21 protein-coding genes and 1 pseudogene are annotated in these 21,578 nt (G+C 71.1%); 10 read left to right on the forward strand and 12 right to left on the reverse strand.

Annotated elements, in window-relative coordinates:
- Entirely contained in the window at positions 1–1,458 is a 1,458-nt protein-coding gene (locus ACZ7GX_RS22110; RefSeq protein WP_498779091.1) for an MFS transporter, read from the reverse strand.
- 77 nt (positions 1,459–1,535) lie between these two features.
- Here ACZ7GX_RS22110 and ACZ7GX_RS22115 point away from each other — a divergent pair, with 77 nt between their 5' ends.
- Both ACZ7GX_RS22115 and ACZ7GX_RS22120 read left to right on the forward strand, forming a co-directional pair.
- Complete coding sequence (locus ACZ7GX_RS22115) at positions 1,536–1,877, forward strand: hypothetical protein (protein ID WP_498779094.1); 342 nt, start codon at positions 1,536–1,538, stop codon at positions 1,875–1,877.
- Positions 1,874–2,110: a DUF6343 family protein gene (locus tag ACZ7GX_RS22120; protein WP_230568422.1), complete on the forward strand. Its 237-nt coding sequence runs from the start codon at positions 1,874–1,876 to the stop codon at positions 2,108–2,110. Before ACZ7GX_RS22115 ends, ACZ7GX_RS22120 begins: the two co-directional genes overlap by 4 nt.
- A gap of 7 nt (positions 2,111–2,117) precedes the next feature.
- Here ACZ7GX_RS22120 and ACZ7GX_RS22125 read toward each other — a convergent pair whose 3' ends face one another.
- From ACZ7GX_RS22125 to ACZ7GX_RS22145, 5 genes are all read right to left on the reverse strand, one after another.
- Positions 2,118–2,987: an isocitrate lyase/PEP mutase family protein gene (locus tag ACZ7GX_RS22125; protein ID WP_498779098.1), complete on the reverse strand. Its 870-nt coding sequence runs from the start codon at positions 2,985–2,987 to the stop codon at positions 2,118–2,120.
- Between the two features lie 60 nt (positions 2,988–3,047).
- Complete coding sequence (locus ACZ7GX_RS22130; protein ID WP_498779101.1) at positions 3,048–4,517, reverse strand: flavin-containing monooxygenase; 1,470 nt, start codon at positions 4,515–4,517, stop codon at positions 3,048–3,050.
- Between the two features lie 60 nt (positions 4,518–4,577).
- Positions 4,578–5,192, reverse strand: a complete 615-nt coding sequence (locus ACZ7GX_RS22135) for a cysteine hydrolase family protein (protein WP_498779103.1) — start codon at positions 5,190–5,192, stop codon at positions 4,578–4,580.
- A gap of 273 nt (positions 5,193–5,465) precedes the next feature.
- On the reverse strand, positions 5,466–6,188 hold the full coding sequence (locus ACZ7GX_RS22140; RefSeq protein ID WP_498779104.1) for a hypothetical protein: 723 nt from the start codon (positions 6,186–6,188) through the stop codon (positions 5,466–5,468).
- A 336-nt stretch (positions 6,189–6,524) separates the two neighbouring features.
- Positions 6,525–7,358, reverse strand: a complete 834-nt coding sequence (locus ACZ7GX_RS22145; RefSeq protein WP_498779105.1) for an alpha/beta fold hydrolase — start codon at positions 7,356–7,358, stop codon at positions 6,525–6,527.
- A 318-nt stretch (positions 7,359–7,676) separates the two neighbouring features.
- On the opposite strand from ACZ7GX_RS22145, the gene ACZ7GX_RS22150 reads away from it, so the two are divergent.
- Together ACZ7GX_RS22150 and ACZ7GX_RS22155 are read left to right on the forward strand one after the other, a co-directional pair.
- A complete protein-coding gene (locus ACZ7GX_RS22150) occupies positions 7,677–8,666 on the forward strand; it encodes a hypothetical protein (protein WP_498779106.1) in 990 nt (329 codons plus the stop codon).
- Positions 8,667–8,798: 132 nt separating this feature from the next.
- A complete protein-coding gene (locus ACZ7GX_RS22155) occupies positions 8,799–9,437 on the forward strand; it encodes a carbonic anhydrase (RefSeq protein ID WP_498779107.1) in 639 nt (212 codons plus the stop codon).
- A 37-nt stretch (positions 9,438–9,474) separates the two neighbouring features.
- Here ACZ7GX_RS22155 and ACZ7GX_RS22160 read toward each other — a convergent pair whose 3' ends face one another.
- From ACZ7GX_RS22160 to ACZ7GX_RS22175, 4 genes are all read right to left on the reverse strand, one after another.
- Entirely contained in the window at positions 9,475–10,530 is a 1,056-nt protein-coding gene (locus ACZ7GX_RS22160; protein WP_498779108.1) for an L-threonylcarbamoyladenylate synthase, read from the reverse strand.
- Positions 10,531–10,807: 277 nt separating this feature from the next.
- Positions 10,808–11,941 (reverse strand): hypothetical protein, encoded by a 1,134-nt coding sequence (locus ACZ7GX_RS22165; RefSeq protein ID WP_498779110.1) that lies wholly within the window; start codon positions 11,939–11,941, stop codon positions 10,808–10,810.
- A 456-nt stretch (positions 11,942–12,397) separates the two neighbouring features.
- Positions 12,398–13,153: a class I SAM-dependent methyltransferase gene (locus ACZ7GX_RS22170; protein WP_498779112.1), complete on the reverse strand. Its 756-nt coding sequence runs from the start codon at positions 13,151–13,153 to the stop codon at positions 12,398–12,400.
- 184 nt (positions 13,154–13,337) lie between these two features.
- Entirely contained in the window at positions 13,338–14,033 is a 696-nt protein-coding gene (locus tag ACZ7GX_RS22175; RefSeq protein WP_498779114.1) for a PLP-dependent aminotransferase family protein, read from the reverse strand.
- A 114-nt stretch (positions 14,034–14,147) separates the two neighbouring features.
- Here ACZ7GX_RS22175 and ACZ7GX_RS22180 point away from each other — a divergent pair.
- Positions 14,148–14,354, forward strand: a pseudogene (locus ACZ7GX_RS22180) (hypothetical protein); the annotation flags it as partial.
- Positions 14,355–14,396: 42 nt separating this feature from the next.
- Entirely contained in the window at positions 14,397–14,534 is a 138-nt protein-coding gene (locus ACZ7GX_RS22185; protein WP_498779143.1) for a hypothetical protein, read from the forward strand.
- Here ACZ7GX_RS22185 and ACZ7GX_RS22190 read toward each other — a convergent pair.
- Positions 14,524–14,646, reverse strand: a complete 123-nt coding sequence (locus ACZ7GX_RS22190; RefSeq protein ID WP_498779116.1) for a hypothetical protein — start codon at positions 14,644–14,646, stop codon at positions 14,524–14,526. The two genes, ACZ7GX_RS22185 and ACZ7GX_RS22190, sit on opposite strands and share 11 nt — an antisense overlap.
- Positions 14,647–14,821: 175 nt before the next feature.
- Here ACZ7GX_RS22190 and ACZ7GX_RS22195 point away from each other — a divergent pair, with 175 nt between their 5' ends.
- The 4 genes from ACZ7GX_RS22195 to ACZ7GX_RS22210 are packed head-to-tail and all read left to right on the forward strand — an operon-like array spanning position 14,822 to position 20,004.
- Positions 14,822–17,092, forward strand: coding sequence for a glycosyltransferase family 2 protein (locus ACZ7GX_RS22195; protein ID WP_498779118.1), 2,271 nt, complete (start codon positions 14,822–14,824; stop codon positions 17,090–17,092).
- Positions 17,089–18,114 carry a glycosyltransferase family 2 protein gene (locus ACZ7GX_RS22200; RefSeq protein ID WP_498779119.1) on the forward strand — a complete coding sequence of 342 codons (1,026 nt, stop codon included), beginning with the start codon at positions 17,089–17,091 and terminating at the stop codon, positions 18,112–18,114. The genes ACZ7GX_RS22195 and ACZ7GX_RS22200 overlap by 4 nt, the downstream gene beginning before the upstream one ends.
- Positions 18,111–18,590 (forward strand): GtrA family protein, encoded by a 480-nt coding sequence (locus tag ACZ7GX_RS22205; protein WP_498779121.1) that lies wholly within the window; start codon positions 18,111–18,113, stop codon positions 18,588–18,590. The genes ACZ7GX_RS22200 and ACZ7GX_RS22205 overlap by 4 nt, the downstream gene beginning before the upstream one ends.
- Positions 18,541–20,004 carry a glycosyltransferase family 2 protein gene (locus ACZ7GX_RS22210; protein WP_498779123.1) on the forward strand — a complete coding sequence of 488 codons (1,464 nt, stop codon included), beginning with the start codon at positions 18,541–18,543 and terminating at the stop codon, positions 20,002–20,004. The genes ACZ7GX_RS22205 and ACZ7GX_RS22210 overlap by 50 nt, the downstream gene beginning before the upstream one ends.
- On the opposite strand, the gene ACZ7GX_RS22215 is transcribed toward ACZ7GX_RS22210, so the two are convergent.
- Positions 19,983–21,158: a glycoside hydrolase family 27 protein gene (locus tag ACZ7GX_RS22215; protein WP_498779126.1), complete on the reverse strand. Its 1,176-nt coding sequence runs from the start codon at positions 21,156–21,158 to the stop codon at positions 19,983–19,985. The two genes, ACZ7GX_RS22210 and ACZ7GX_RS22215, sit on opposite strands and share 22 nt — an antisense overlap.
- Positions 21,159–21,578 lie beyond the last annotated feature (420 nt).

A 21,578-nucleotide genomic window follows, 5' to 3' on the forward strand; every position in this document is an offset into this window, starting at 1 on the left:
TCACGGCGCGTCCGGGATCGCCTGCTCCGCACCCTCCACAGCGGACGGACAACGCGGTCGGGCGCGCAGCTCGACGATCGCCACCACCAGGGCCAGCGACACCGCCACCGTCGCACCGCCGATCGCGACCGACACCGCGACCGGGAAGTCCCGCCCGGACGAGGTCAGCACCAGGTAGAACACGCCGGTCAACGCCGCGGTGCCGATCGCGGCGCCGATGCGCTGCCCCGTCTGCAACGCCCCACCGGCCGCACCCGCCATCGACACCGGCACGTGCCGCAACGTCAGCGTCGTGTTCGGCGAGATCACCCACCCGCCGCCGATGCCCGCCACCAGCAACGCCGGCGTGACCGCCCACCCGGCCACGTGCGGCGGCGCGAACCGCAGCACCACGGCCGTCACCGCGAGACCGGCCACCACCAGGGTCAACCCGGTGACGGTCAGCTTGCGCCCCCACTTCTCCACCAACCGCCCGCCGACCACCGCGGACGCCGCCGACCCGACCGCGAACGGCGTCACGGCCAGCCCCGACTGCAACGGCGTGTAGCCGAGCCCGGTCTGGAAGTACAGCGCGAACACGAGCCAGATGCCGGCGAACCCGATGAAGTAGACCATCCCGAGCAACGCGCCCGAGCCGTAACCGGGCGTGCCGGTGAACAGGGCGATGTCGAGCATCGGACCGCCGCCACGCGCGGCGACCTGCCGTTCCCACCGCACGAACAGCACCAGCAACGCCGCCCCGAGCCCGAACAGCCACCACAGCCGCGCCAGCCCGCCCGCCTCGGCCAGCACCAGCGGCAGCATCACGGCCAGCACCCCCGTGCCGAGCAGGGCCGCGCCGACCAGGTCGAGGTGGCCGCGCGGCCCACCGCGGGCGGGCGGCAGCAGCCGTGCCGCGAGCACCAGCGCGACCAGGCCGATCGGCACGTTGACGTAGAAGATCCACCGCCAGCCCTCGTCCTCGCCGGCCACGGCCAGGATGACGCCGCCGACCACCGGCCCGACGGCCGTGGAGACGCCGACCGTGGAGCCGAAGAACCCGAACGCCCGGCCGCGTTCCGCGCCCCGGAACAGCTGCTGGATCAACGCCGAGTTCTGCGGCGCAAGCGCGCCCGCCGAGATGCCCTGGGCGAGCCTTGCCACGACCAGCACCTCCGTGGTCGGCGCGAGCCCGGCCAACGCGCTGAACAGCACGAAGCCGCCCAACGCGGCCAGGAACATGGCCCGCCGCCCGGTCGCGTCACCCAGGCGTCCGGCGGGCACGAGGGTCAGGCCGAACGCCAGCGCGTAGCCCGAGACGACCCACTGCACGCCCGCCGGCGTGGTGCCGAGGCCGTGCTGGATGGACGGCAGGGCGACGGACACGATGCTCACGTCGAGCAGGCTCATGAACCCGGCGACGAGCGTGACCGTGAGCGCCTTCCACCGCCGCGGGTCCGGCTCGTACGCCCTGGTCATCACTCATTCCTACCTCCCGGCACGATCACCCGCACGCCACCACGTGTGGCCCGGTCCGGAGTGGATACCCCCTGGGCATGGACGTGGAGCCGAACCGACTGTCGGACGTGGACCTGCGCCGGTTCGTGCTGGACCGGCTGGACGAGGACGCCGAGCGGCTGGCGCGCGAGGAGCTGCCGCTGCTCGACGAGGCCGAGCGCCGGGGGCGGCTGGCGATCCTGCGGTCCGACGACGGCCGCGAGCTGCTCATCGTGCCCGGCGAGGCGCGCACCGCCGACGAGCGCGTGCCGGTGCCGTTCGAGGAGAAGGCGCGCTGGTTGCGCGAGGAGGTCGAGGGCGGGTCCGACCGGTCGGTGCTCCTGCTGCTCGCGGGCGCCTACGACACGCACCACGGGTGGCAGGAGGAGTGGCGGACGTGACCGGACGCGGTCACCCGGACGACGACCTGCCGCCACCGGCGCCGCCGCGCAGCGCGTTGACCCTGCGGTTGTGGCTGGCCGGGTTCGGCGTCGTGTTCAACGGCGTGGCGGCCGTGCTGTGCGTGCGCGCCGGCCTGACGTGGCTGGCGGTGCTGCTCGCGGTGATCGTGGTGGGGCTGATCGTCGACTTCGGCTGGGTGGTGCACCGCAAGCGGCGCGGCGACCCGGGCTGACGTCGGCTCAGCGGGACATGGCCGGTCGGGACGCGCGCGGCGCGGGCACGTCGTGATGGCGGCTGATGTTGTGCTCCAGCAGGGCCTGCGACTCGGCGACGTCGATCGAGTCGTCCGGCAGCACGCCGTCGCGCTCCTTGAGCCCCACCATCGCGTCCTCGATGGCCGCGTGCGCGGCGAACAGGCACGGCGTGCTGTAGATCGCCACGTCGACGCCCAGGTCGGACAGCTCGCCGAGCGACAGCTTCGGCGACCGGCCGCCCGCGATCTGGTTGAACAGCAGCGCCTTGCCGCCCACCGCCCGCCGGACGCGGCGGATCACGTCGACCGACGGCATGCCCTCGACCAGGACCACCTCGGCGTCCGTCCCGGCGAACGCGGCGGCCCGGCGCAGCATCTCGTCCTCGTCGGTGGCGTCGGTCCGCGCCACCACGACCAGGTCGGTCCTGGTCCGCAGCACGAGGTCCAGCTTCTCCAGGTACTGCTCCAGCGGCAGTACCCGCTTGCCCTCGACGTGCCCGCACCGGCGTGGCCGCTGCTGGTCCTCCAGGATCACGCCGGACGCGCCGACCTGCTCCAGGGCGCGGACCACCTGGCAGGCGACCTCGGGATCGGTGTACCCGTCGTCGATGTCGACCAGCAGGTGCTTGTCCGGCAGCGCCAGGCGCAGCCGCTGCACGAACCCGACCACGTCCGGCCAGGCGATGAAGCCGACGTCGGGCAGGCCGTAGTGCGAGGCGGAGAAGCCGAAGCCGGAGACGAACAGCCCGTCGTAGTGCCGGGCCGCGATCGTGGCCGACAGCATGTCGAACACGCCGATCAGCGGCGTCGTCCCGGGAGCCGCGACGGCCTCGCGCAGTGCCTTGCCGTAAGCCATGCGACGAACCGTAGGCGGCCTCGCCGAACCTGGTCGAGATATCGGAAGGATGAGATCCACTCAGCCGCGGGTCCGCGCCGGCGCGCGGCTCGCCGCCAGGCCCCGGTAGCGGTGGGCGACCCCGCCGGGGAACAGGTACTCGGCCAGGACGTTGCCGGTGCGGCGGGACGGCAGGCCCATGTCGTGCATGAGCTCGTCGGCGGTGTGGATGTCGTAGGGGCCGAAGTCGTAGCCGCCGGTGCCCGGGAGCACCCGTTCGTGCCAGGCCAGCCGGGCGTCGACGGCCTCGTTCATGCCCCGCTCGTCCGGGGTGACGTGCAGCGTGCCCAGGAAGTGGCGGGCCAACCAGTGCGCGGTGAGCTCCACGCCCATGATGTTGTTGAAGACCTGCCGGAACCCGACGAACCCCAGCCGGTCGACGCCCGGCGGCACGATGCCCCGGTACAGCCGCAGCCGCCCGGCGTCGTCGTGCACCCGCAGGTCGAGGAACGGGAAGACCCGGCGGTGGCCGGTGGCGAACACGACGACGTCCGCCGCGACCTCGCGGCCGGTCGCCAGGCGCAGGCCCTGGTCGGTGTACGCCTCGACCGCGCCGACCTCGGCCGTGAGGCGACCTCGGCGGACGGCCCGCACGTAACCGCGCGGCATGACGCCCGCGTGGGCCAGGTGGTAGGGCAGCGGTCGGGTCGGTCGCAGCCGCTCCGGCAGGCGGGTGAACCCGGCGGAGATCAGCATGTCGCGGGTGATGAGCCGCCACAGGACCCGCTTGACCCGGTCGTCGAGGCGGTCGATCGGGCGGACGCAGGCCGGGTCGTGGTAGCGGGGCAGGAGCGCCTCGCCGAGCCGGGTGAACAGGATCCACCGGTAGCCGACCGTGCCGAGCAGGAGCCGTTCGGGGATCATCCAGTTGACCTTGCGCTGCACGAGCGTGGCCGAGGTCGCCTCGCGTGCCGCGCGGGTGGCCAGGTCCAACGCGGACTTGCCGCCGCCCACGACGACCACGCGCCTGCCGGTGAACGTCCCGGACCGCACGTCGTTGGCGTGCAGCACGGTCCCGGGGAACGACTCGCGCCCGGGCAGGTCGGGCACGTGGACGTGGTGGTGCGCTCCGCTGGCGACGACGACGTGGTCGAACGTCTCGCGACCGACCGGCGCGCCCTCGTCCCCGACCGGGCGGTGCTCGACCAGCCAACCGGAGGCCCCGACCGGCCCCGGCCCGTCGACCGGCCGGATCGAGGTCACCTCGGTGCCCGGTCGGAGGTGGTCGAGCACGCCGAACGTCCTCGCGTAGTCCTCCAGGTAGCGCTGGCTGTCCACGGAACTGGCGAAGCTCAGCCGGTTGGGCAGGTCCGCGAACTCGAAGAGGCGGAGCGCCGACTGGTTGGACAGGCCGTCGTAGCTGCCGCCCGGCGACCAGATCCCCCCGACCCGCTCGTACTTGTCGAAGACGGTGACGTCGAAGCCGTGCTCCAGCAACACCTTGGCCGTGACGATGCCCGCGGGCCCCGCTCCGACGACACACGCCCTCATCGCCGCCACTCCCCCGCGATCGGCACACCCGGCCCGTCCATCATCCCGACCGGGGCGGCGTCAGGACAGTGCGGCGATCACGTCGTCGGCCGTGACCGGCAGGGAGAACATCGGGAAGTCGAAGCGCAACGCGTTGTCGTGCTCCTCCTGGGACGTGGCGGCCACGCAGTCGGTCAACGTGATGACCTTGTACCCGTTCTCGTAGCCGGTGCGCATGGTCGACTCGACGCAGCAGTTCGTCAGGAACCCGCCCAGCACGATGGTCGTGATGCCCTTGCTGCGCAGGATGAAGTCGAGGTTCGTGCTGGCGAACGTGTCGAGCCCGCGCTTGCCCTCGATCACGATGTCGCCGTCGCGGGGCGCGAGGTCGTCCACGATCGCCGCGCCCCAGCTGCCCTTGACGAACGCCTTGCCGTCCACCACGCCCTTGAGGATGCCGTACGGGTGGGAGGAGATCTCGTGGTAGCCCTCGGCAAACGTGATGGGCGCGTGCATCACCGTCACCCCGGCCGCCCGTGCCGCCTCCACCAGGGCCACGGTCTTGGGCAGCATCTCGGTCCTGCCCATCACCTCACTGACCGCACCGTTGAGCACACCACCCTCGCTGGTGAAGTCGTTCTGGTACTCGATCAGCACCAACGCGGTCGTCTTCGGGTCCAGCACCAGCTCGGTCATCGCAGGCTCCACTCCTCGGCGGCGGTCGCGGACCTGATTCAACGGCCCCGACCCCCCGCCCGCAATGCGACGTCCGGGTTCACTCCCCTCGTGAACCGAACACATCGTGCCGAACCTCGCGTCCAGCGGTCGCCCCGACGCGCCACCACCGGAGCCCTCCGACCCGCATGGCGACACCAGACCCTCCCGCACGACGGCCGTACGCCGCCAAGGCGGACGCTGGACCTGTTAGCAGTGTTCGAGCCCTCGTCACAGCCGCTGAGGAAAGGCTGGTCAGTCGCTCGGGCGGGACAACCGCAGCATCGCCTGGCAGGCGTGCTTGAGCTCCTCGGAGCGGTCGAACAACTCCAGCAGGGTCGCGTCCCCTGCCAACGTGTCGAGGAACCGACCTAGCAACGTCTCCACGGCGGACGGGAGTTTCACCGTCTCCGCCACGCCTCTAAGCGTGATCTGCGCCGCGTACACCGAAGCGGACAGGTCCCGAGGCTCGGAGCCGTCCGGGTTGGCAGCGAACTGGTGGTCCAGGACGCGGTAGGTGCGGATCTCCACCACAAGCCGCCCCAGTAGGAACCACGCCAGCTCGTCCCGGTTTGCCTGCTGCTCAACCCGCCGCTGGAGGTCGTCAAGTGCCCCGGTGTACGCCCTGATCGCCAGGTCCTTGCCGTGTGGATCCGGAGGAGGCGGGTCCACCAGCTGGTGGCCGCTGGCCAGAACGGGGGCGAATTCCTCCCACGTCAGCCCGATGCCGGCCAGCGCTTCGACCAGCTCGTCCCGAGCCGTTCGACCTTCCTTGGACAATGGCAGCAACGACAACCGATTGCCCATGTTCCAGCCGATGATGAAGTACCAAGGGCTGTTTGCCGACCCGGTCAACGGCTGAGTTGACGAGGGCGGCGAAGGCGGTAGGTGGATATTCAGGTTCCCGCTGATGTAGCCCGCTTGGACGAGGGCACCGAATACCTCGCCGCTAGCCATGTTGTGCAACTGTCCTGTCATGGAGCTCCCACCACTGTACGGGCATGCGAAGAGGCGACGACCTCGCATCATCGAGGCAGCAGAACGCTATGGCGTTCCTGCGGATCCACGTCCGCACTTTTCGGTGTTTACTGATTCGTGATCTGCACCCACTCCGAGTTATGGACGCGGTGCTGCGGCATCCAGAGCAGCGACCGGACCCGCGCTCTTCATGGGACCAATCCCAGAGATGGCGTGGGCGTGGCCAGTCGGTCACGATTCGCACCTTCACACCAGGAGGCTGGTCATGGGCGACCAGACGCTCACCACGATCCCGGCGGAGGTGGATATCGCGTAGACCGGCCCCGTCGCCCCGATTCAGCCCAGGTCGGTGAGGAATTCGGTCAACACGGCGGCGAACTGTTCCGACGCCTCCAAGTGCGGCGCGTGCCCGATGGCCGGCAGGATGCGCACCTGCCCGCGCCAGAGCGTCGGCATCGGGACCGAATTGAGGTAGTCGAGGTTGACGAGCTGCTCGTCCTCGCCGTGCAGGACGGCCAGGGGTTGCGTGAGCCCGGCGACGATCGCCACCTCGTCCGCGAACCGGCCCGCGCCCAGGCTCGCCAGCAGACCGGCACGGGCGGAGCCGTCGGTGGCCAGGATGTCGGCGACGAGTTCGGCGACCGGGTACGCAGAGCCTGGGGCGAGGAAGCTGGCCGCGTAGGCGCGCGCGGCCTCGTCGTCCACCTCGGCGCTGAAGCCGATGTTCACGGCCGGGTTGAGGAGGAAGGCCTCCGCGAGTTGGGCAGGTGAGCTGACGGGCGGTGTGCCGAAGATCAGGAACCCGGCCGCGTGCGGCAGGCGCGGGGCGGCCTCGATCGCGATGTGCCCGCCGAGGCTCCAGCCGACGACGACAGCGTCCTCTGTGTCAGTGGCCGCCATGAAGCCGACCAGGTTGTCGGCGTAGCCCGGCAGCGAGTAAGCCTCCTCTGCCGCAGGGGGCGGCGAGCCGCCGTGTCCGGGCAGGTCCGGCGCCAGGCATCGGAACCGCTCGCCGAAGGGGCCGTCCACCAGCGCGCGCCAGGTGCGAGCGGCGGACGAGTTGCCGTGCACGAGGACGATGGGCCGCCCGGAACCGGGCGACTCGAGGTAGGCCAGTTCCTGCCCGTCGACGGTGATGCTCTTCTTGGCCAACGGACGAAGTCCCCTCACTCGGGCGGTGTTCGGCACCGACAGCGTCTCACCTCTACCGAGGTGAACTGAAGACCGTCGCCTGGTATGGGTCCCGCTAACCGTGGCGTCGGACGTTGCCGGCACGACGGGGTCGCGGGTTCGTCGGGTCGTCCGTCGACCGGATGCGGCGGCCGTGCTGTCGAGTCGCGGTGCACCGCAACGCGGTCAGGAATACGTCGCGACATCGCCTTGCGGCGACGTGAATGCCACGGGGTGGGCTGGGGTCGGGACCGCGCGTTCGCACGGGCGCGCGTGCCGCCGACGGCGGGGAGCGGCCGGCACCGCGATGATGGCGGGATGAGCTCAGCGGTGAACGCAGCGCTGCCGGAGTTGGACGTCGTGATGCCCGTCGCACCCAAGGACGCTTCCGACGCGGCGTTGGCGTTGCGGTCGTTGCTGCGGCACTGCCGCAACCCGATCCGCGCGGTGCACGTCGTGTCGGCGTCGCCACCGCAGTTCGTCGACCAGCGCGTGCGGTGGCTCGACGAATCGCTGGTCGAGCCGAGCCTGGCGGAGGTCGAGGCGGTGTTGCGCGCCACGGGCTCACCGCACGGCAACGCGACGTGGTACTTCCAGCAGCTGCTCAAGCTCGGCTGCTTCGCGCTGCCCGGCGTCACCGCCGACCACGTGCTGGTCACCGACGCGGACCTGGCGTTCGTCGCGGACGTGACGTTCGTCGACCCGTTCGGTCGGGCGCTGATGCCCTGGGGTTACCCGCTGCGCTGGGGCCCCGGTCAAGGCTCGTCCGGCGCGGTCCGGCACTCGGCCCTGCGCGCGGCCTCGCGGGTGGTGCCCGGGTGGTGCGCGGTCGACCGCTTCAGCGGGATGCACCACCACCTGGTGCTGGAGCGCCGGGTGGCGGCCGAGTTGGTGCGGCTGGTCGAACGGGCGCACGGTGTGCCGTTCTGGCGCACGTTCCTGGTCGCCCGTGACCGGTCCCGGTGGACCGGGGCTTCGGAGTACGTGCTGTACCGGCACTTCGCGTCGCGGTCGTTCCCGGAGCGGGTCGTCATGCGGCACCTGTCCAGCGCCGAGGTCATCCAAAGCGCCGGCGCCGGTGGTTTCACCCTGGCCGACGTGCTGGCCGCACCGCGTCCCGGTGACGTGCGCGCCGTGGGTTGCCACCGGTTCCTCGACTACGCCCACCGCATCGCCACGATGGACTACCTCTCCGACCCGCTGCGCCGCGAACTACCCGTGAACGCACCGTTGGCCCTGCGGCTGAGGCGGGGGGAGGTCACCGTCACGCCCACGACCACCCCGTTGTCGTTCCAGGACATCCCGTAGACGTGCAACGCCGACCCGGAGGGCGGCGGTGCGCACGGACGGAGCTGGGCGGCACTTCGCCGTCCACGTACCCCGGCGTCGTCACCCGGCAGGGCAGCGCCCCAGGCACGGGTTTGACCTAGGCTTCAGGCCATGGCCGAGATCAAGTACTCGACTCCGCAGGAAGCCTTCGAGCTGCTGCTGTCCGGTAACCAGCGCTTCGTCGCCGGCACGCCGGAGCACCCGAATCAGGACGCGGCCCGTCGCGCCGAGGTCGCACCCGCTCAGCGCCCGTTCGCCGTGCTGTTCGGGTGTTCCGACTCCCGGCTGGCCGCCGAGATCGTCTTCGACCGCGGCCTGGGCGACCTGTTCGTGGTGCGCACCGCGGGCCACGTGGTCGGCGCGGAGGTGCTGGGCAGCGTCGAGTACGGGGTCGGCGTGCTGGGCAGCCCGCTGGTGGTGGTCCTCGGGCACGACGCGTGCGGCGCGGTCGCTGCCGCGTGCGCCGCGCTCGACGAGGGCGCGGTCCCGGACGGGTACATCCGCGACGTGGTCGAGCGCGTCACCCCCAGCGTCATCGCGGCGCGGGCCGCCGGACGCGTGCAGGCCGACGAGATCCTCGCCGAGCACGTCAGCCGCACCGTGGACCTGCTGCTCGACCGCTCCCGGCTGCTCGCCGAGCGGGTGGACTCCGGTCAGGCCGCCGTGGTCGGCCTGTGCTACCGCCTGGCCGACGGCAACACCCGACTCGTCGCGGCCCGCGGCCTCGACGTCCCCGTCCCCACGAACTGAGCACCCCGGCAGGAGCGCTGAACGACACCGGTGCAGGTCACTCGAGGGGCCGGGGCCCGGCAGCGCGGCGAAGCCGGTTGGCGATCGCCAAGCCCAGCCCCTCCTCCACCGGCAAGGACGCGACGATGAGATCACACCCCTGCTGATCGAGCTCGCGCAGGAACCCGTACAGCCCTCGCGCGTAGTCGGACGTCGAACCGGGGACCGCCACCACGGCGTGCGCCGTCACCGGGGCGCCGGCGAACGCGGGAGGAAGAAGTACGCCCACCCTGTGCCCCAGTTCCTGCGCGAGCTCCGCTTCGGCGACGATCTTCTCGGGCTCGACGAGGACGACCCGCGCCCGCGGCGCGTAGTGCGACGGGTGCTGCCCCGGCACCCGGACGCGGCTCGTCGGATGGACCGCGAGCGAGCACCCCAGCACCGCTTCGAGGTCCTCGCGCGTCACCCCGCCAGGCCGGAGGACGCTCGGGACGTCGCCCGTGGCGTCGACGATGGTCGACTCGACGCCGACCTCGCACGGGCCACCGTCGAGCACGAAGTCCACGGCATCACCGAGCTCCGCGCGAACGTGGTCCGCCGTCGTGGGGCTCACCGAACCGAAGCGGTTGGCCGACGGAGCCGCCACACCACCCCCGAAGGCCCGCAGCAGCGCGAGCGCGACGGGGTGTGCGGGCACCCGCACGGCCACCGTCTCCAGGCCACCGGTCGCTTCGAGCGGCACCCGGCGGCCGCGCCGCAGGACCAACGTCAGCGGCCCCGGCCAGAAGCGCTCGGCCAGCAGACGCGCCGTCGCGGGGACGTCCTCGACCCAGTCACCCAACTGGTCCGCATCGCCGAGGTGCACGATCAGCGGGTGGTCGGGCGGACGCCCCTTGACCTGGAAGACGCGCGCGACCGCGGCGGGATCCTCGGCATTGGCGCCCAGGCCGTAGACGGTCTCGGTCGGGAGGGCCACCAGACCCCCCGCTCGCAGCACACCGGCCGCCTTCTCGAGATCACTGCTCGTTGCCAACGGACTCGCAATCCTCTCCACCACCCGCGACAACGTACTGGGGGCATCGACGTCGCGGCCGACCAGGTGGGCTGAGAACACCCTGGACAACGACCTGGGACCAGTCGCGCTGCTCGACGAGGTCGCCCACGAGGCCGAGGCGGCGCCGAGCACCGGTGCGACTACCTGGTCCACGCGGTGATCAGGCCGTACGGCACGCACGACCTGATCACTTTTCGTCCCACGTCCGCCGGCTCGGCACGGTCCTGTTCGCCGTGCACCTGATCGGGTCCGCGCAGGCGCTACCGGCCTCTACCGCAACGTGCGGATGGCCTGGCCGGTCGCCCCGGGCCGCGAGCGCCGGGGCGACCGGCGGGCGTCAGTGCGACAGGGTCGCGGTGGCCGGGGTCCAGCGGACGCCCTTCCAGGTGCCGTCGGCGGTGGTGCTGCGACCGACCACGACGCCGTGGTTGTTGATCGCGACCGGCGTGCTGTAGGCGCCGCCCAGCGAGTCGAGGTAGGTGACCTGCCCGTCGCGCCAGATGAACGCGCGGGTCGACGAGTGGTCCGGCGACGAGGTGTGCCCGAGGATGTCGCCGCGCTCGTTGATCGCGGTCGCCACGGACGGCGCGGGCACGCCGAGGTCGACCTGCTTGCCGCCGGCCGGCCACAGCACCGCGCGGGACATTCCGTTGTCCAGCACCCAGCCGACCGCGTCGCCGCGCTCGTTGAGGGACTGCTCGCCGTGGGCGAGCCGGCCGCTCTCCGACAGGACGGTCAGCTCCTCGCCGTCCCAGCGCAGCGCCACCATGCCCCGGTTGGCGACGATCACACCGGCCTCGTTGATCGCCTCCGGGCCGTACGTGCCGTAGCCCGGACCGGGTGCCAGCTCGGTGCACACGCCGTCGGTGCAGCGGAGCGCGGCGAACTCCTGGAAGGAGGCGTAGGCGTAGCTCGTCGCGACGACACCGGCGTTGTTGATCGCGTACGCCGACACGTGATCACCGGCCACCGGCAGCTCCAGGTGCCGCTCCCCGTCCCACACGGTGGCGTGTTGCTCGCCCCGGGCCGACGTGGCGTACGACATCGGCACGCTGCCGTCGTCGTTGATCACCTGCGCCAGCGCCCACGCGGCTCCGGGCGGCGAGATGGCCTGCCGCTGACCGCCGAACCAGACCCACGGCTTCTGCGTGTCCGGCACGCCGTCGGAGGTCAACCCGAGCACCTGGCCGGCCTGGTTGATCGCGCCGGCCAGACCGGGGCCGAGATCCGTCGCACCGCCGCGCGGCGACCACAGGATCGCGCGCGTCGGCGCGTTGCCCTGCGCACTGCCGACGACCTGGCCGAGGTCGTTGACACCGGTGGGGTAGTAACTGGGGTTGCCGGGCAGGCCCGCGACGCCCGCCAGTTCGGCGATGACGTGCGTGGCGGACGCGACCGCCGCGGGAGTGGTGGCCAGTGGCAGGGCTGTCGCGAGCGCCAACACGGCCAGCGACGCGCGTAAGTCGGGCATGATCGCTCCGTTGCGAGTATGTCCTGAAGTGGTACTGGATCGATCAACAGTAACCCCGGCGCGCCCCCGACGGTGACGGCCGGACAGCGCAACGGTCCACGGAAACCCTTGCGCCGCACGGAGGTTCGCGGATCGCCGAGTCCTGACGCGGCGCTCGGCCGGGCGACGGCGCAGGACCGTCGGATCAATGCCGGTCGGGCGCCCTGATATCGGCGATGCCACTTTTCAAACCTGTCCACCAACCGGCCGTTGACGTTGTGAAAACTTCTCTGCACCAAGCAAGAGGACACACCGGGTTGATCGGTTCAGTTGCTCAAGGAGCCCGCGTCTCGCCTTCGTACCCGCGGTACGTCCGTGCCGTCAGAGGACAGCACAACGTCCTGAAGTAGCCGATAAGAGGACGCAAGCCTCCTGGTTGCAACCGCGCGGTCCGGCTACGGACTGAGAGCCCGTTGTCTATACCTTGCTCGCCACCACCATGTAGTTCTCGGCCTCAAGGTTAAACGTGCTCATTTCCGTCTGGAGTCCGACCCGGTGCAACTCGACTTCGAGTTCTTCGTATCGGTACGGCCAGCTCGACAGCAGTTCCGAGCGGGCAATAACCGACCCAGCCGTATCCACTTGCGCGATCGCAATCTCGATGTGGTGCTCGTCCTCCCAGTTCGGCGCAATGTCCCAGCGGTAGACCACGACGGCATCGCGACCGTTCCGGCGGACGAGTCGGTCACTGATGTCCAGTCGGGAACCTCTGGCCCTCACGAGTTCCCAAGTGCGGGAGGTGAGTACCAAGCGCCCGCCATGGCGCAGAAGCCGTGACATCGACTCCAGAGCAGCAACTCTGCCTCGCGCGCCCTCGGCATGGTGCAGCGAGTTGCCAACGCAGAACACCATGTCGAAGGTGTCGTCATCGAAATGGTCGGGCAACTCATGCCAGTCCGCCCGCACTGTCCGGACAGATGCCCTGAACTCCTCAGACAACTCCGCAGTCCGACGAACCATCGCTTCGCTGGCGTCAGTTGCGACAACGTGCATGCCAAGACCGGCGAGGCCAACCGCCAACTGTCCGGTTCCGCACGAACAATCGAGGACGTGCGCGTTCGACGGCAGGAGACTGAGGACGTCATCGAACGACGAAGCGAACTCGGCCGGAGCCAGCTTTGCATCTGAGATGAGCCACTCGTACACCTCGGCAAGCGCGTTATAGCCACTCACAACTACTACCTCCGTCACGCGGCAGACTCACGGTGGTCATCAGTACATCAGCGGGGCAAGTCGGTCACCAATGGTTTTCGCAAGGGCAACGCGTCCGCGCATGCCGCTGAGGGCGCTTCGCCAGCTCTCAGGCGGATCGTCCCCGGCAGGACTTGGCCAGCCGGGGACGATCGGTCTGGCTCGGTTATTGGACTGTGCCGACGACGGGCATGCCGAGGTCGACCTGGCGGGTGATCCGGGTGAGCCGCAGCGCGTCGGCACGCTTGTCGCGCAGGCACTGGAGCGTGAGGTCGACCCCCTCGATCTCACCCAGCCAACCGCGGCCGGTGCTGCCGATCGTGGCGATCACGAGGGCGGCCCGGTCCGACCGCTGCCCCAGTTCGCGGGCCAGGGCGTCCAGGCCCAGGGCGCCGTCCGCACCGGTGTCGACCGGCACGTGCGGCAGGCGCAGCATCCGGGCGATCTTGGGGACGGAGTAGTGCGCTTCCGCCGAGGCGTACAGCACCGCGTCCGGGTACCGCTCCCGGCCGACGTAGGCGGCGAACAGGTTGGCCTCCGTGCCACCGTGCGCCACGTGCCCCGAGACCTCCCCCGGTACGCCGGCCGCGAGATCGGCGAAGAAGGCGACGACGGCGTCCTCGAACGGCTTGGAATCCAACCCGTACTCGCTGCTCTGGCCGGGACTGCCGGCGTTGTTGAGGTGCAGCGACAGGAAATCGGCCAGAACGCCGTAGTCGAAATCGAGGTTCACCGGGAACCCGAGCATCGTTTCCTGCCGCTTCCGGACCGACTCGGCGAACCGCCGCAGCAGCTCCACGTCGCCGTCTTCCGTGCCGCCGGCGCTGTGCTCCGGTATTCGCAACTCCGCAGGTGTGAGCATGGTGGCTCTCTTCGCGCGGCGGGTGTGTTCGGGGTGGTCACCACGAGCTTGTCGGCGCTTCCCCGCGTCCGACGGTACGAGCACTCCGTCGGTGCCACAACTCGCGTTCTCGATGTGCGAGTACCGTTTCCGGGTGGACGATTCCCTTTCACGGGGAAACGTCGTACCGGACCGCCCGCAGAAACGGGTGAAGCGCGACCGGGTGAACCGCGCAGGGGCCCGTTTCCGCCTCATCGGGCCGGGAACCCGCCCACGGCCGGGCACCGCGTCTACGTCACCGACGAGTCGTCCAACACCGTCTCCGTGATCGACACCGCCGGCAACAACCGATCAGGACCACCAAGGTCGGGAACCCGCCCCTCGATGTCTCGCCCCGGTGGCCGGGCCGACGTCGCCAACACCGGCTCCGGCACCGTGTCGGTCATCGACGCCAAGAGCGGCGAGCCCGCCGACCCGTTCGCCGTCGGCAAGCGGCCCGAAGGCGTGGCCGTCACGTCCTGACCCGGTGCCCGGCTTCCACTTCGCGCTGCCCGCGCCGGTCCTCGGCCTCGCGGCCCTGACGTCCGTACGACCACGCGACCCGCGCCATCGCGCGCCCGACGGGGTCGCGCACTTGGCCTGTCACCTGCACAGGTGCAACAGTCCGACGAGGGAGTCGTTCCGCTTGCGGGCCGGGATCACCGGACCCATGCTCTGTCGGGGAAGACGGCCGGCTGGCAGTCGCGACGCCGGTCGCGTCCGCCGCGCCCGCGACGAATCGGTCTTCTCCACGAGGAGTGACGAGGTCCATGCCCCACCTGGGTCCGTCCGAGCCGCGCGCCGCCGAGGGCGTCACCGTGGTCATGTCCGTTCAGCGGAACGAGGGCGACCTGGCCGCGGCGGTGGACGACCTGGTGTCCACGTTGGACCGCGTGGGTGAGAGGCACTGCGTGCTCCTCGTGCTGGCCGACGACAGCACCGTCACCACCGGGGACGTCGCGGACGGGTTGGCCGACCGCTACCCGGACCGCGTCAAGGCGGTCCGCCACGAGCCGCGGCGGGGCGGGGAGGCGTTGCCGCGCACGGCCTTGGCGGCGGCCCTCGCGGAAACCGATCACCGGCGGATCTTCCTGACCGACGGCCGCTTCGCCGCCGCGCACCTGCCCACCCTGCTGGCGGTGGCGCGCGAGGAACGGGCCGACCTCGTCGTCGGGTACCGGCGCGACCGCGTCGACCTGCCGCGGCGCGGGATGTCGTGGCTGCGGGCGGTAGTGTGCCTGGTCCTGCCTCGCCGTCGCCGCCCGGGTTCGGCTTGTCACCTCATCGACCGGCGCACGCTGACCGACCTGGACCTGACCGCGCGGTCGGCGCGGGTGGAACTGCTCGCCGAGCTGCGCCGGCGTGACGCGAGGATCCTGACCGTCCCCGTCCGGCACGTGCCGGACGGCGACCACGGTGGCCCGCTCACGGGCCTGCCCGACGTCCGGAAGGGCTTGCTCCGCCCGGGTCCGGTCCGCCGCGTGGCCGGCACGCCCCGCGACCCGGTGCTGCGCGCGGTGGTGCTGGCCGCGGTGGTGCTGTCGGTGGGCGCGTGCGCCGTGGTGGCCTCGAAGGGGATGACGCTGGCGTATCCGGACGCGGTGTCGCACTTGCTGATCACCCGCCGGGTGCTCGACGGGTCCACGCCGGGCGCCGCCCAGCTCGGCGGGGTCTGGTTGCCGCTGTCGCACCTGCTGGCACTGCCGCTCGTCGTGGACGAGTCCTGGTACCACGCGGGCGTGCTGCCGAGCGCGGTGTCGATGTGCGCCTACGTCGCCGCGGCGGGCTGGCTGTACCGCATCGGCCTCGCGCTCACCGGGCGGCGCGGCGGCGGGATGACGACGGCGCTGGTGTTCTGCGCCAACCCCAACGTCCTGTACCTGCAGAGCACGCCGATGACGGAAGCGCTGCTGCTGGCGTGCCTGGCCGCCGCGACCTGGCACCTGCTGCGCTGGTGCCGGGACGACGGCTACCGCCACCTGCTCGCGACCGCCGTCGCCGTCCTCGGCGCGACGCTGGTGCGTTACGAGGGGTGGGCTTTCCTGGCGGCCGTGGCGGTGGTCGTCGGGGTGTGTTCCCGGCGGCGGTCGAGGACGAAGCCGGACCGGTCGGCACTCGTGCGGGCCGACCTGGTGTTCTTCTGCTGCCTGGCGGTCAGCGGCGCGGTCGGCTGGGCGGTGTGGAACGCCGCGATCTTCGGCGACCCGCTGAACTTCGTGCGCGGCGAGTTCGCCAAGCCCGCGCTGTGGGTCCACGCGGACGAGGCGGCGGTCGGTGACTGGGCCGCGTCGCTGTGGACCTACCTGCACGCCATGCGGTACGACCTCGGCCCGGTGGTGCTGGTGCTGTCCGGGGCCGGACTGGTCTGCTTCGCCTGGCGGACCAGGTTGCGCGACGAAGCACTGGCGCCGTTGCCGCTGCTGGTGTTCCTGCCGTTCTTCGTCGGCGCGCTCCACTCCGGACAACGGCCGCTGCACGTGCCCGAGATCGGCGGCGACCTCTACAACGTCCGGTTCGCGCTCGTCATGGTGCTGCCCGCCGCGGTGTTCACCGGCTACCTCGTCGTGCTGGCGGACCGGGCGCTGCTCCGATCCCTGCCCGCGGTCGCGGCGCTGGTGGGCTGCGCTCACCTCGCACTGACCGGAACGGCGACGCTGAACGAGGCCGGCGCCTTCCGCACGAGCGCCGCCGAACGCGTCAACGCCCAAGCCGCGGCTTGGCTGCGCGAGCACTACGACGGCGGTCGGGTGCTGATGCAGTCGTGGAGCAACGAAACCGTCAGCTTCAAGTCCCGGGTGCCCGCGGACCAGGTGGTCTACGAGGGCAGCTTCCGCCAGTGGGAGGCCGCGCTCCACGACCCCGTGGGGCAGGGGATCCGCTGGATCCACCTGCGTCGCACGCCCGGCGGTGAGGACGAGGTGTGGCGACGCCTGCACGACAGCCCGCTGATGCACGACGAGTACAAGCCGGCCTATGCCGATGACCACCACATCTTCTACCGGCGCGTCGAGGCCGGAGTACCGGGGCGGCACACCCCATGAGCGATCCCCGAGCGGGGCGGCAGACCATCGCCTACGTCTTCCCGGTCTACAACGAGGCGGAGAACATCGAGCTGCTGCACCTGACGGTGTGCCGGGTGACGCAGCCGCTCGCCGACCGCTACGACTTCACGTTCATCTACGTCGACGACGGCAGCAAGGACGACTCCGCGAGCCGCCTGCAGGCGCTGGCCGACGGGGACGACCGCGTCACCGTGATCGAGCTGGCGCGCAACTTCGGCCACCAGACCGCGGTCACCGCGGGCTTGGACCTCGCGGACGCCGACGCCGTGATCATCATGGACAGTGACTTGCAGGACCCGCCGCGGGTGAGCTTGGACCTGATCGAGAAGTGGCGGCAGGGCTACGAGGTGGTGTACGCGCAACGCCGCTCCCGCCGCGACTCGACGTTCAAGAAGGTCACCGCGAGCGCGTTCTACTGGGTGCTGCGCAAGATCGCCTCAGTCGACATCCCGCGCGACACCGGCGACTTCCGGCTCCTGGACCGCAAGGTGGTCGACGAGCTGCGCCGGTTCCGCGAGCGCGACCGGTTCCTGCGCGGCCTGGTCAGCTACATCGGCTTCCGCCAGACCGGGGTGCTGTTCGACCGCGACGAGCGGCACGCGGGCACCACCGGCTACCCCCTGGGCAAGATGCTCCGACTGGCCGCCGACGGCCTCCTCGGCTTCTCCGTCGCCCCGCTCAAGCTGATCAGCCGGCTCGGGTACGGCATCTCCCTGCTGAGCTTCCTCGGCATCCTCTACACGGTCGGGGTGAAGGTCCTGGCGCCCGAGACCGCGGTGCCCGGGTGGGCGTTCACCGCCATCGCGATGTTCTTCCTCAGCGGTGTGCAGATCACCATGCAGGGTGTGCTGGGCAGCTACATCGGCCGGACCTACGCCGAAGCCCAAGGGCGACCGCTCTACACCGTCTCATCGGTGCGCACGGCCGCCGGTCGACGCGCACCGGCGCAGACCACGCCGGACCGGGGCGCGCAGTCGGACGACCGGGTCCTGAACCGGTGAAGCCGAGCACCGCCACCCGCCTGCGCTTCGGCGTGGTCGGTGTCGTGAACACCCTCGTGGACCTCCTCGGCTACACCTGGCTCGCGCTGGCGGGCGTACCCCTGCTCGCGGCGAATCTGATCTCCACCTCGACGGGCATGGTGGTGAGCTTCGCGCTCAACCGGTCGTTCACCTTCCGCGCCCGGTCCGGCGACCTGCGCGCCCAGCTCGCGCTGTTCGTCCTGTGCACGACGTCCGGGCTGTGGGTCGTCCAACCGCTGGTGATCACCGGGACCGGGCACCTGTTCGCCGGTCCGGGATCCCTGACCGCGGTCACGGGACCCAAGCTGGCGGGCCTGGCGGTCGGGCTGGTGTGGAACTACGTCCTGTACCGCAAGGTCGTCTTCCGCCCTCGGCGACCGGTCGGAGAAGGGAGCCACAGCACGCATGACGACCAGGTCTCCACGACACCGGGCGGGCCGTCCCGTCCTTCCTGAGCGGTACAGCGCCTTCCGGCTCCTCGGCCGCGGGCAGGCGATCGCGCTCGCGGTGACATCCGCCGTCCTGGCGTGCGCGCTCCTGGCCGGGACCTTCACCACGACCGCACCCCGACCGCTGTGGTGGGCGCAGGCGTTCGTGACCGCGACGACGGTCGTCTACGTGGTGGTGATCTGCTTCCGGTGCCTGCTGGTGGCCGCCGGTCCCGGCGCGCGGATCATCCGGGTGCGCGCCGAGGACCTGACCGCCGCGCAGCACCTGCCGCCCTACACCGTGCTCCTCCCCCTGCACCGGGAGGAGGTGGTGCTGGCGGGCCTGGTCGACACCATCCACCGGCTCGACTACCCCGCTCACCGGCTGCAGGTGCTGCTGCTGGTCGAACAGGACGACGACATCACCCGCCCGGCGCTGGACCGCCTGGAGCTGCCGCCGGAGTTCGAGGTGGTGCTCGTGCCCGAGGGCGGTCCGCGCACCAAGCCCAACGCGTGCAACGCGGGCCTGGCCCGCGCCACCGGCGAGCTGTGCGTGATCTACGACGCGGAGGACCGACCCGAGGCCGACCAGCTGCGCAAAGCGGCGGCCGCGTTCGAGGCGCAACCCGACCGGGTCGTGTGCGTGCAGGCCGAGCTGGCCTACTGGAACCCCTGGACGAACTGGCTGACCCGCAACTTCGCCGCCGAGTACGCGTTGACCTTCGCCTTGGCGCTGCGCGGGCTGGACCGCTTCGGGCTGCCGATCCCGCTCGGCGGGACGTCCAACCACTTCCGGGTCGACGCCCTGCGTGCGCTCGGCGGCTGGGACCCGCACAACGTCACCGAGGACGTCGACCTGGGCGTGCGGATCGCGCGCCGCGGCTGGGACGTGCGGATCTTCGACTCGGTCACCTACGAGGAGGCCAACAGCGAGCTGGGCAACTGGATCCGCCAGCGCAGCCGCTGGATCAAGGGCTACTGCCAGACCTGGCTGGTGCACATGCGCAACCCGTGGCGGCTGCTGCGGGAGCTGGGGCCGCGGGGGTTCGTCGGCTTCCAGCTGACGTTCGGCTTCACCACCGTCACCACGCTGGTCAACCCGCTGTTCTGGTCGCTGACGTGCCTGTACCTGGTGGCGGGACCGGAGCGGATCGAGCCGCTGTTCCCACCGGCGGTGCTCTACGCGGGCACGGCCGCCATGCTGGGCGGCAACCTCGCCGTGCTGTACCAGTTCATGGCCGGGTGCATGGAACGCGGCCTGCACCGCGCCGTGCCGACCATGCTCACCGTCCCCCTGTACTGGGCGCTGATGAGCGTCGCCGCGTACAAGGCGCTGGTCCAGCTCCTGCGCCCCGACAAGCGCCACCACTGGGAACTCACGCGGCACGGCCTGGTCGGCGATCACCAGGCCGACCGCGTTCACGCCAACCAGATCCGGTAGGCCACCACCGAGTGGGCGGGCACGCGGGCGCGCAGCTCGTCGCTCGTCGACGTCTCCGCCTTGGTCCACAGGTCGAACACCCGGTACTCCGCCGCGGACGGCAGGCCGATCGCGGCGGCGGTGGTGCCCATCTCGCGCTCGGCCGACGCCCGGTTGAACAGCACCACCGCGGCCGACCCGTCCGACATCGGCTTCGCCCACACCTCCTGCTCGCCGTCGTCGCGCAGCCGGTGCCCCTGCCGCCCGCCCCAGTCCTGGTTCACCGCGATGAGGTCGCGGTTGAGCAAGATCTCCCTGGTCGCCGGGTCCATCACCCTCAGGTCGTTGCCCGCGATCAACGGCGCGTTCAGCAGCGCCCACATGGTGAAGTGCGCCCGGTACTCGTGCCCGGTCATGCCGCCGTTGCCGACCTCGAGCATGTCCGGGTCGTTCCAGCCGTTGGGCCCCGAGTGCTCCTCCAGCCCGACCTGCAGGTCCAGCAACGCCGTCCAGCTCGCCCAGGTGTCGGCGATGTCGCGGGTCGTGCGCCACAGGTGACCGCCCGCCTGGCGGCCCCAGCCCTCCCACGGGCGCTCGTGCCCCCACTCGCAGATGCCGAGCACGATCGGCCTGCCCGACTCGCGCAGCGCGCGCCCCATCTTCCCGTACCGCTCGGCCGCCGGGCTGCCGTCGTTGTTGCAGTTGTCGTACTTGAGGTAGTCGACCCCCCACTCGGCGAAGCTGCGCGCGTCGACCTGCTCGTGCCCGAGGCTGCCGGGGTAGCCCGCGCACGTCTTCGACCCCGCGTCGGCGTAGACGCCGAACTTCAACCCGCGCTCGTGCACGTAGTCCGCCACCGGCTTGAGGCCGTCGGGGAACTTCGCCGGGTCCGGAACCAACAGCCCCCGCTCGTCCCGCTCACGCGCCATCCAGCAGTCGTCCAGGTTCAGGTAGGTGTAGCCGGCGTCCCGCATCCCCGACGCCACCATCACGTCCGCGGTCTCACGGATCATCCGATCCCCGATGTCGCAGCCGAACCGGTTCCACGAGTTCCAGCCCATCGGAGGCGTCGGCGCCAGGCCCGCCGACGCGGAGCGGGCCGCGAGCGGTGCCACCGCGACGACCGCGGACACCAGCAGTCCCGCGACCGCCACCTGGGCCACCGACCGACGCACGACACCTCCGGAGAAGACGACGTGGATTCCATGGAACCAGGAACACCCGGGAGCGGGAACCCGAGGCTCGGATTTTCACCGTGCCGTGGGCATTACCGCCCCGGTGGAACGGTCCCTGCTGGTGGGCGGCGGGCCGTTCGTGCCGGGATCGCGGCGTACGCGCAGCACGACCGGCCGGCGCGGGTCCGCACGGCCGATCCGCCGGGCGGCGATCACCGACCGGAAGCGGGACCGACCCGTGCGGCGACCCGTTGGAGGAGGGTGGTCATCCCACCGACCTCGTCCTCGGCCGAGGTGCCGCCAGCTTCCCGTCCCCACACGGCACTCGTCGGTGCCGCACCTCCCGACCATCCACAATAGACTTCGCGGTGAAACCAGCCGCCGGCTCCGACGTCGTGCCCCGCGCCGGCTGAGCCGCCA

It is taken from the genome of Actinosynnema sp. NPDC037264 (genome assembly GCF_055603705.1).

Excerpts from the sequence above, each read along its gene's own strand:
- ACZ7GX_RS22110 (WP_498779091.1), bottom strand. The coding sequence starts at position 1,458 with ATGACCAGGGCGTACGAGCCGGACCCGCGGCGGTGGAAGGCGCTCACG.
- ACZ7GX_RS22115 (WP_498779094.1), top strand. The coding sequence starts at position 1,536 with ATGGACGTGGAGCCGAACCGACTGTCGGACGTGGACCTGCGCCGGTTC.
- ACZ7GX_RS22125 (WP_498779098.1), bottom strand. The coding sequence starts at position 2,987 with ATGGCTTACGGCAAGGCACTGCGCGAGGCCGTCGCGGCTCCCGGGACG.
- ACZ7GX_RS22130 (WP_498779101.1), bottom strand. The coding sequence starts at position 4,517 with ATGAGGGCGTGTGTCGTCGGAGCGGGGCCCGCGGGCATCGTCACGGCC.
- ACZ7GX_RS22135 (WP_498779103.1), bottom strand. The coding sequence starts at position 5,192 with ATGACCGAGCTGGTGCTGGACCCGAAGACGACCGCGTTGGTGCTGATC.
- ACZ7GX_RS22140 (WP_498779104.1), bottom strand. The coding sequence starts at position 6,188 with ATGACAGGACAGTTGCACAACATGGCTAGCGGCGAGGTATTCGGTGCC.
- ACZ7GX_RS22150 (WP_498779106.1), top strand. The coding sequence starts at position 7,677 with ATGAGCTCAGCGGTGAACGCAGCGCTGCCGGAGTTGGACGTCGTGATG.
- ACZ7GX_RS22155 (WP_498779107.1), top strand. The coding sequence starts at position 8,799 with ATGGCCGAGATCAAGTACTCGACTCCGCAGGAAGCCTTCGAGCTGCTG.
- ACZ7GX_RS22165 (WP_498779110.1), bottom strand. The coding sequence starts at position 11,941 with ATGCCCGACTTACGCGCGTCGCTGGCCGTGTTGGCGCTCGCGACAGCC.
- ACZ7GX_RS22175 (WP_498779114.1), bottom strand. The coding sequence starts at position 14,033 with ATGCTCACACCTGCGGAGTTGCGAATACCGGAGCACAGCGCCGGCGGC.
- ACZ7GX_RS22185 (WP_498779143.1), top strand. The coding sequence starts at position 14,397 with ATGTCTCGCCCCGGTGGCCGGGCCGACGTCGCCAACACCGGCTCCGGC.
- ACZ7GX_RS22195 (WP_498779118.1), top strand. The coding sequence starts at position 14,822 with ATGCCCCACCTGGGTCCGTCCGAGCCGCGCGCCGCCGAGGGCGTCACC.
- ACZ7GX_RS22200 (WP_498779119.1), top strand. The coding sequence starts at position 17,089 with ATGAGCGATCCCCGAGCGGGGCGGCAGACCATCGCCTACGTCTTCCCG.
- ACZ7GX_RS22210 (WP_498779123.1), top strand. The coding sequence starts at position 18,541 with ATGACGACCAGGTCTCCACGACACCGGGCGGGCCGTCCCGTCCTTCCT.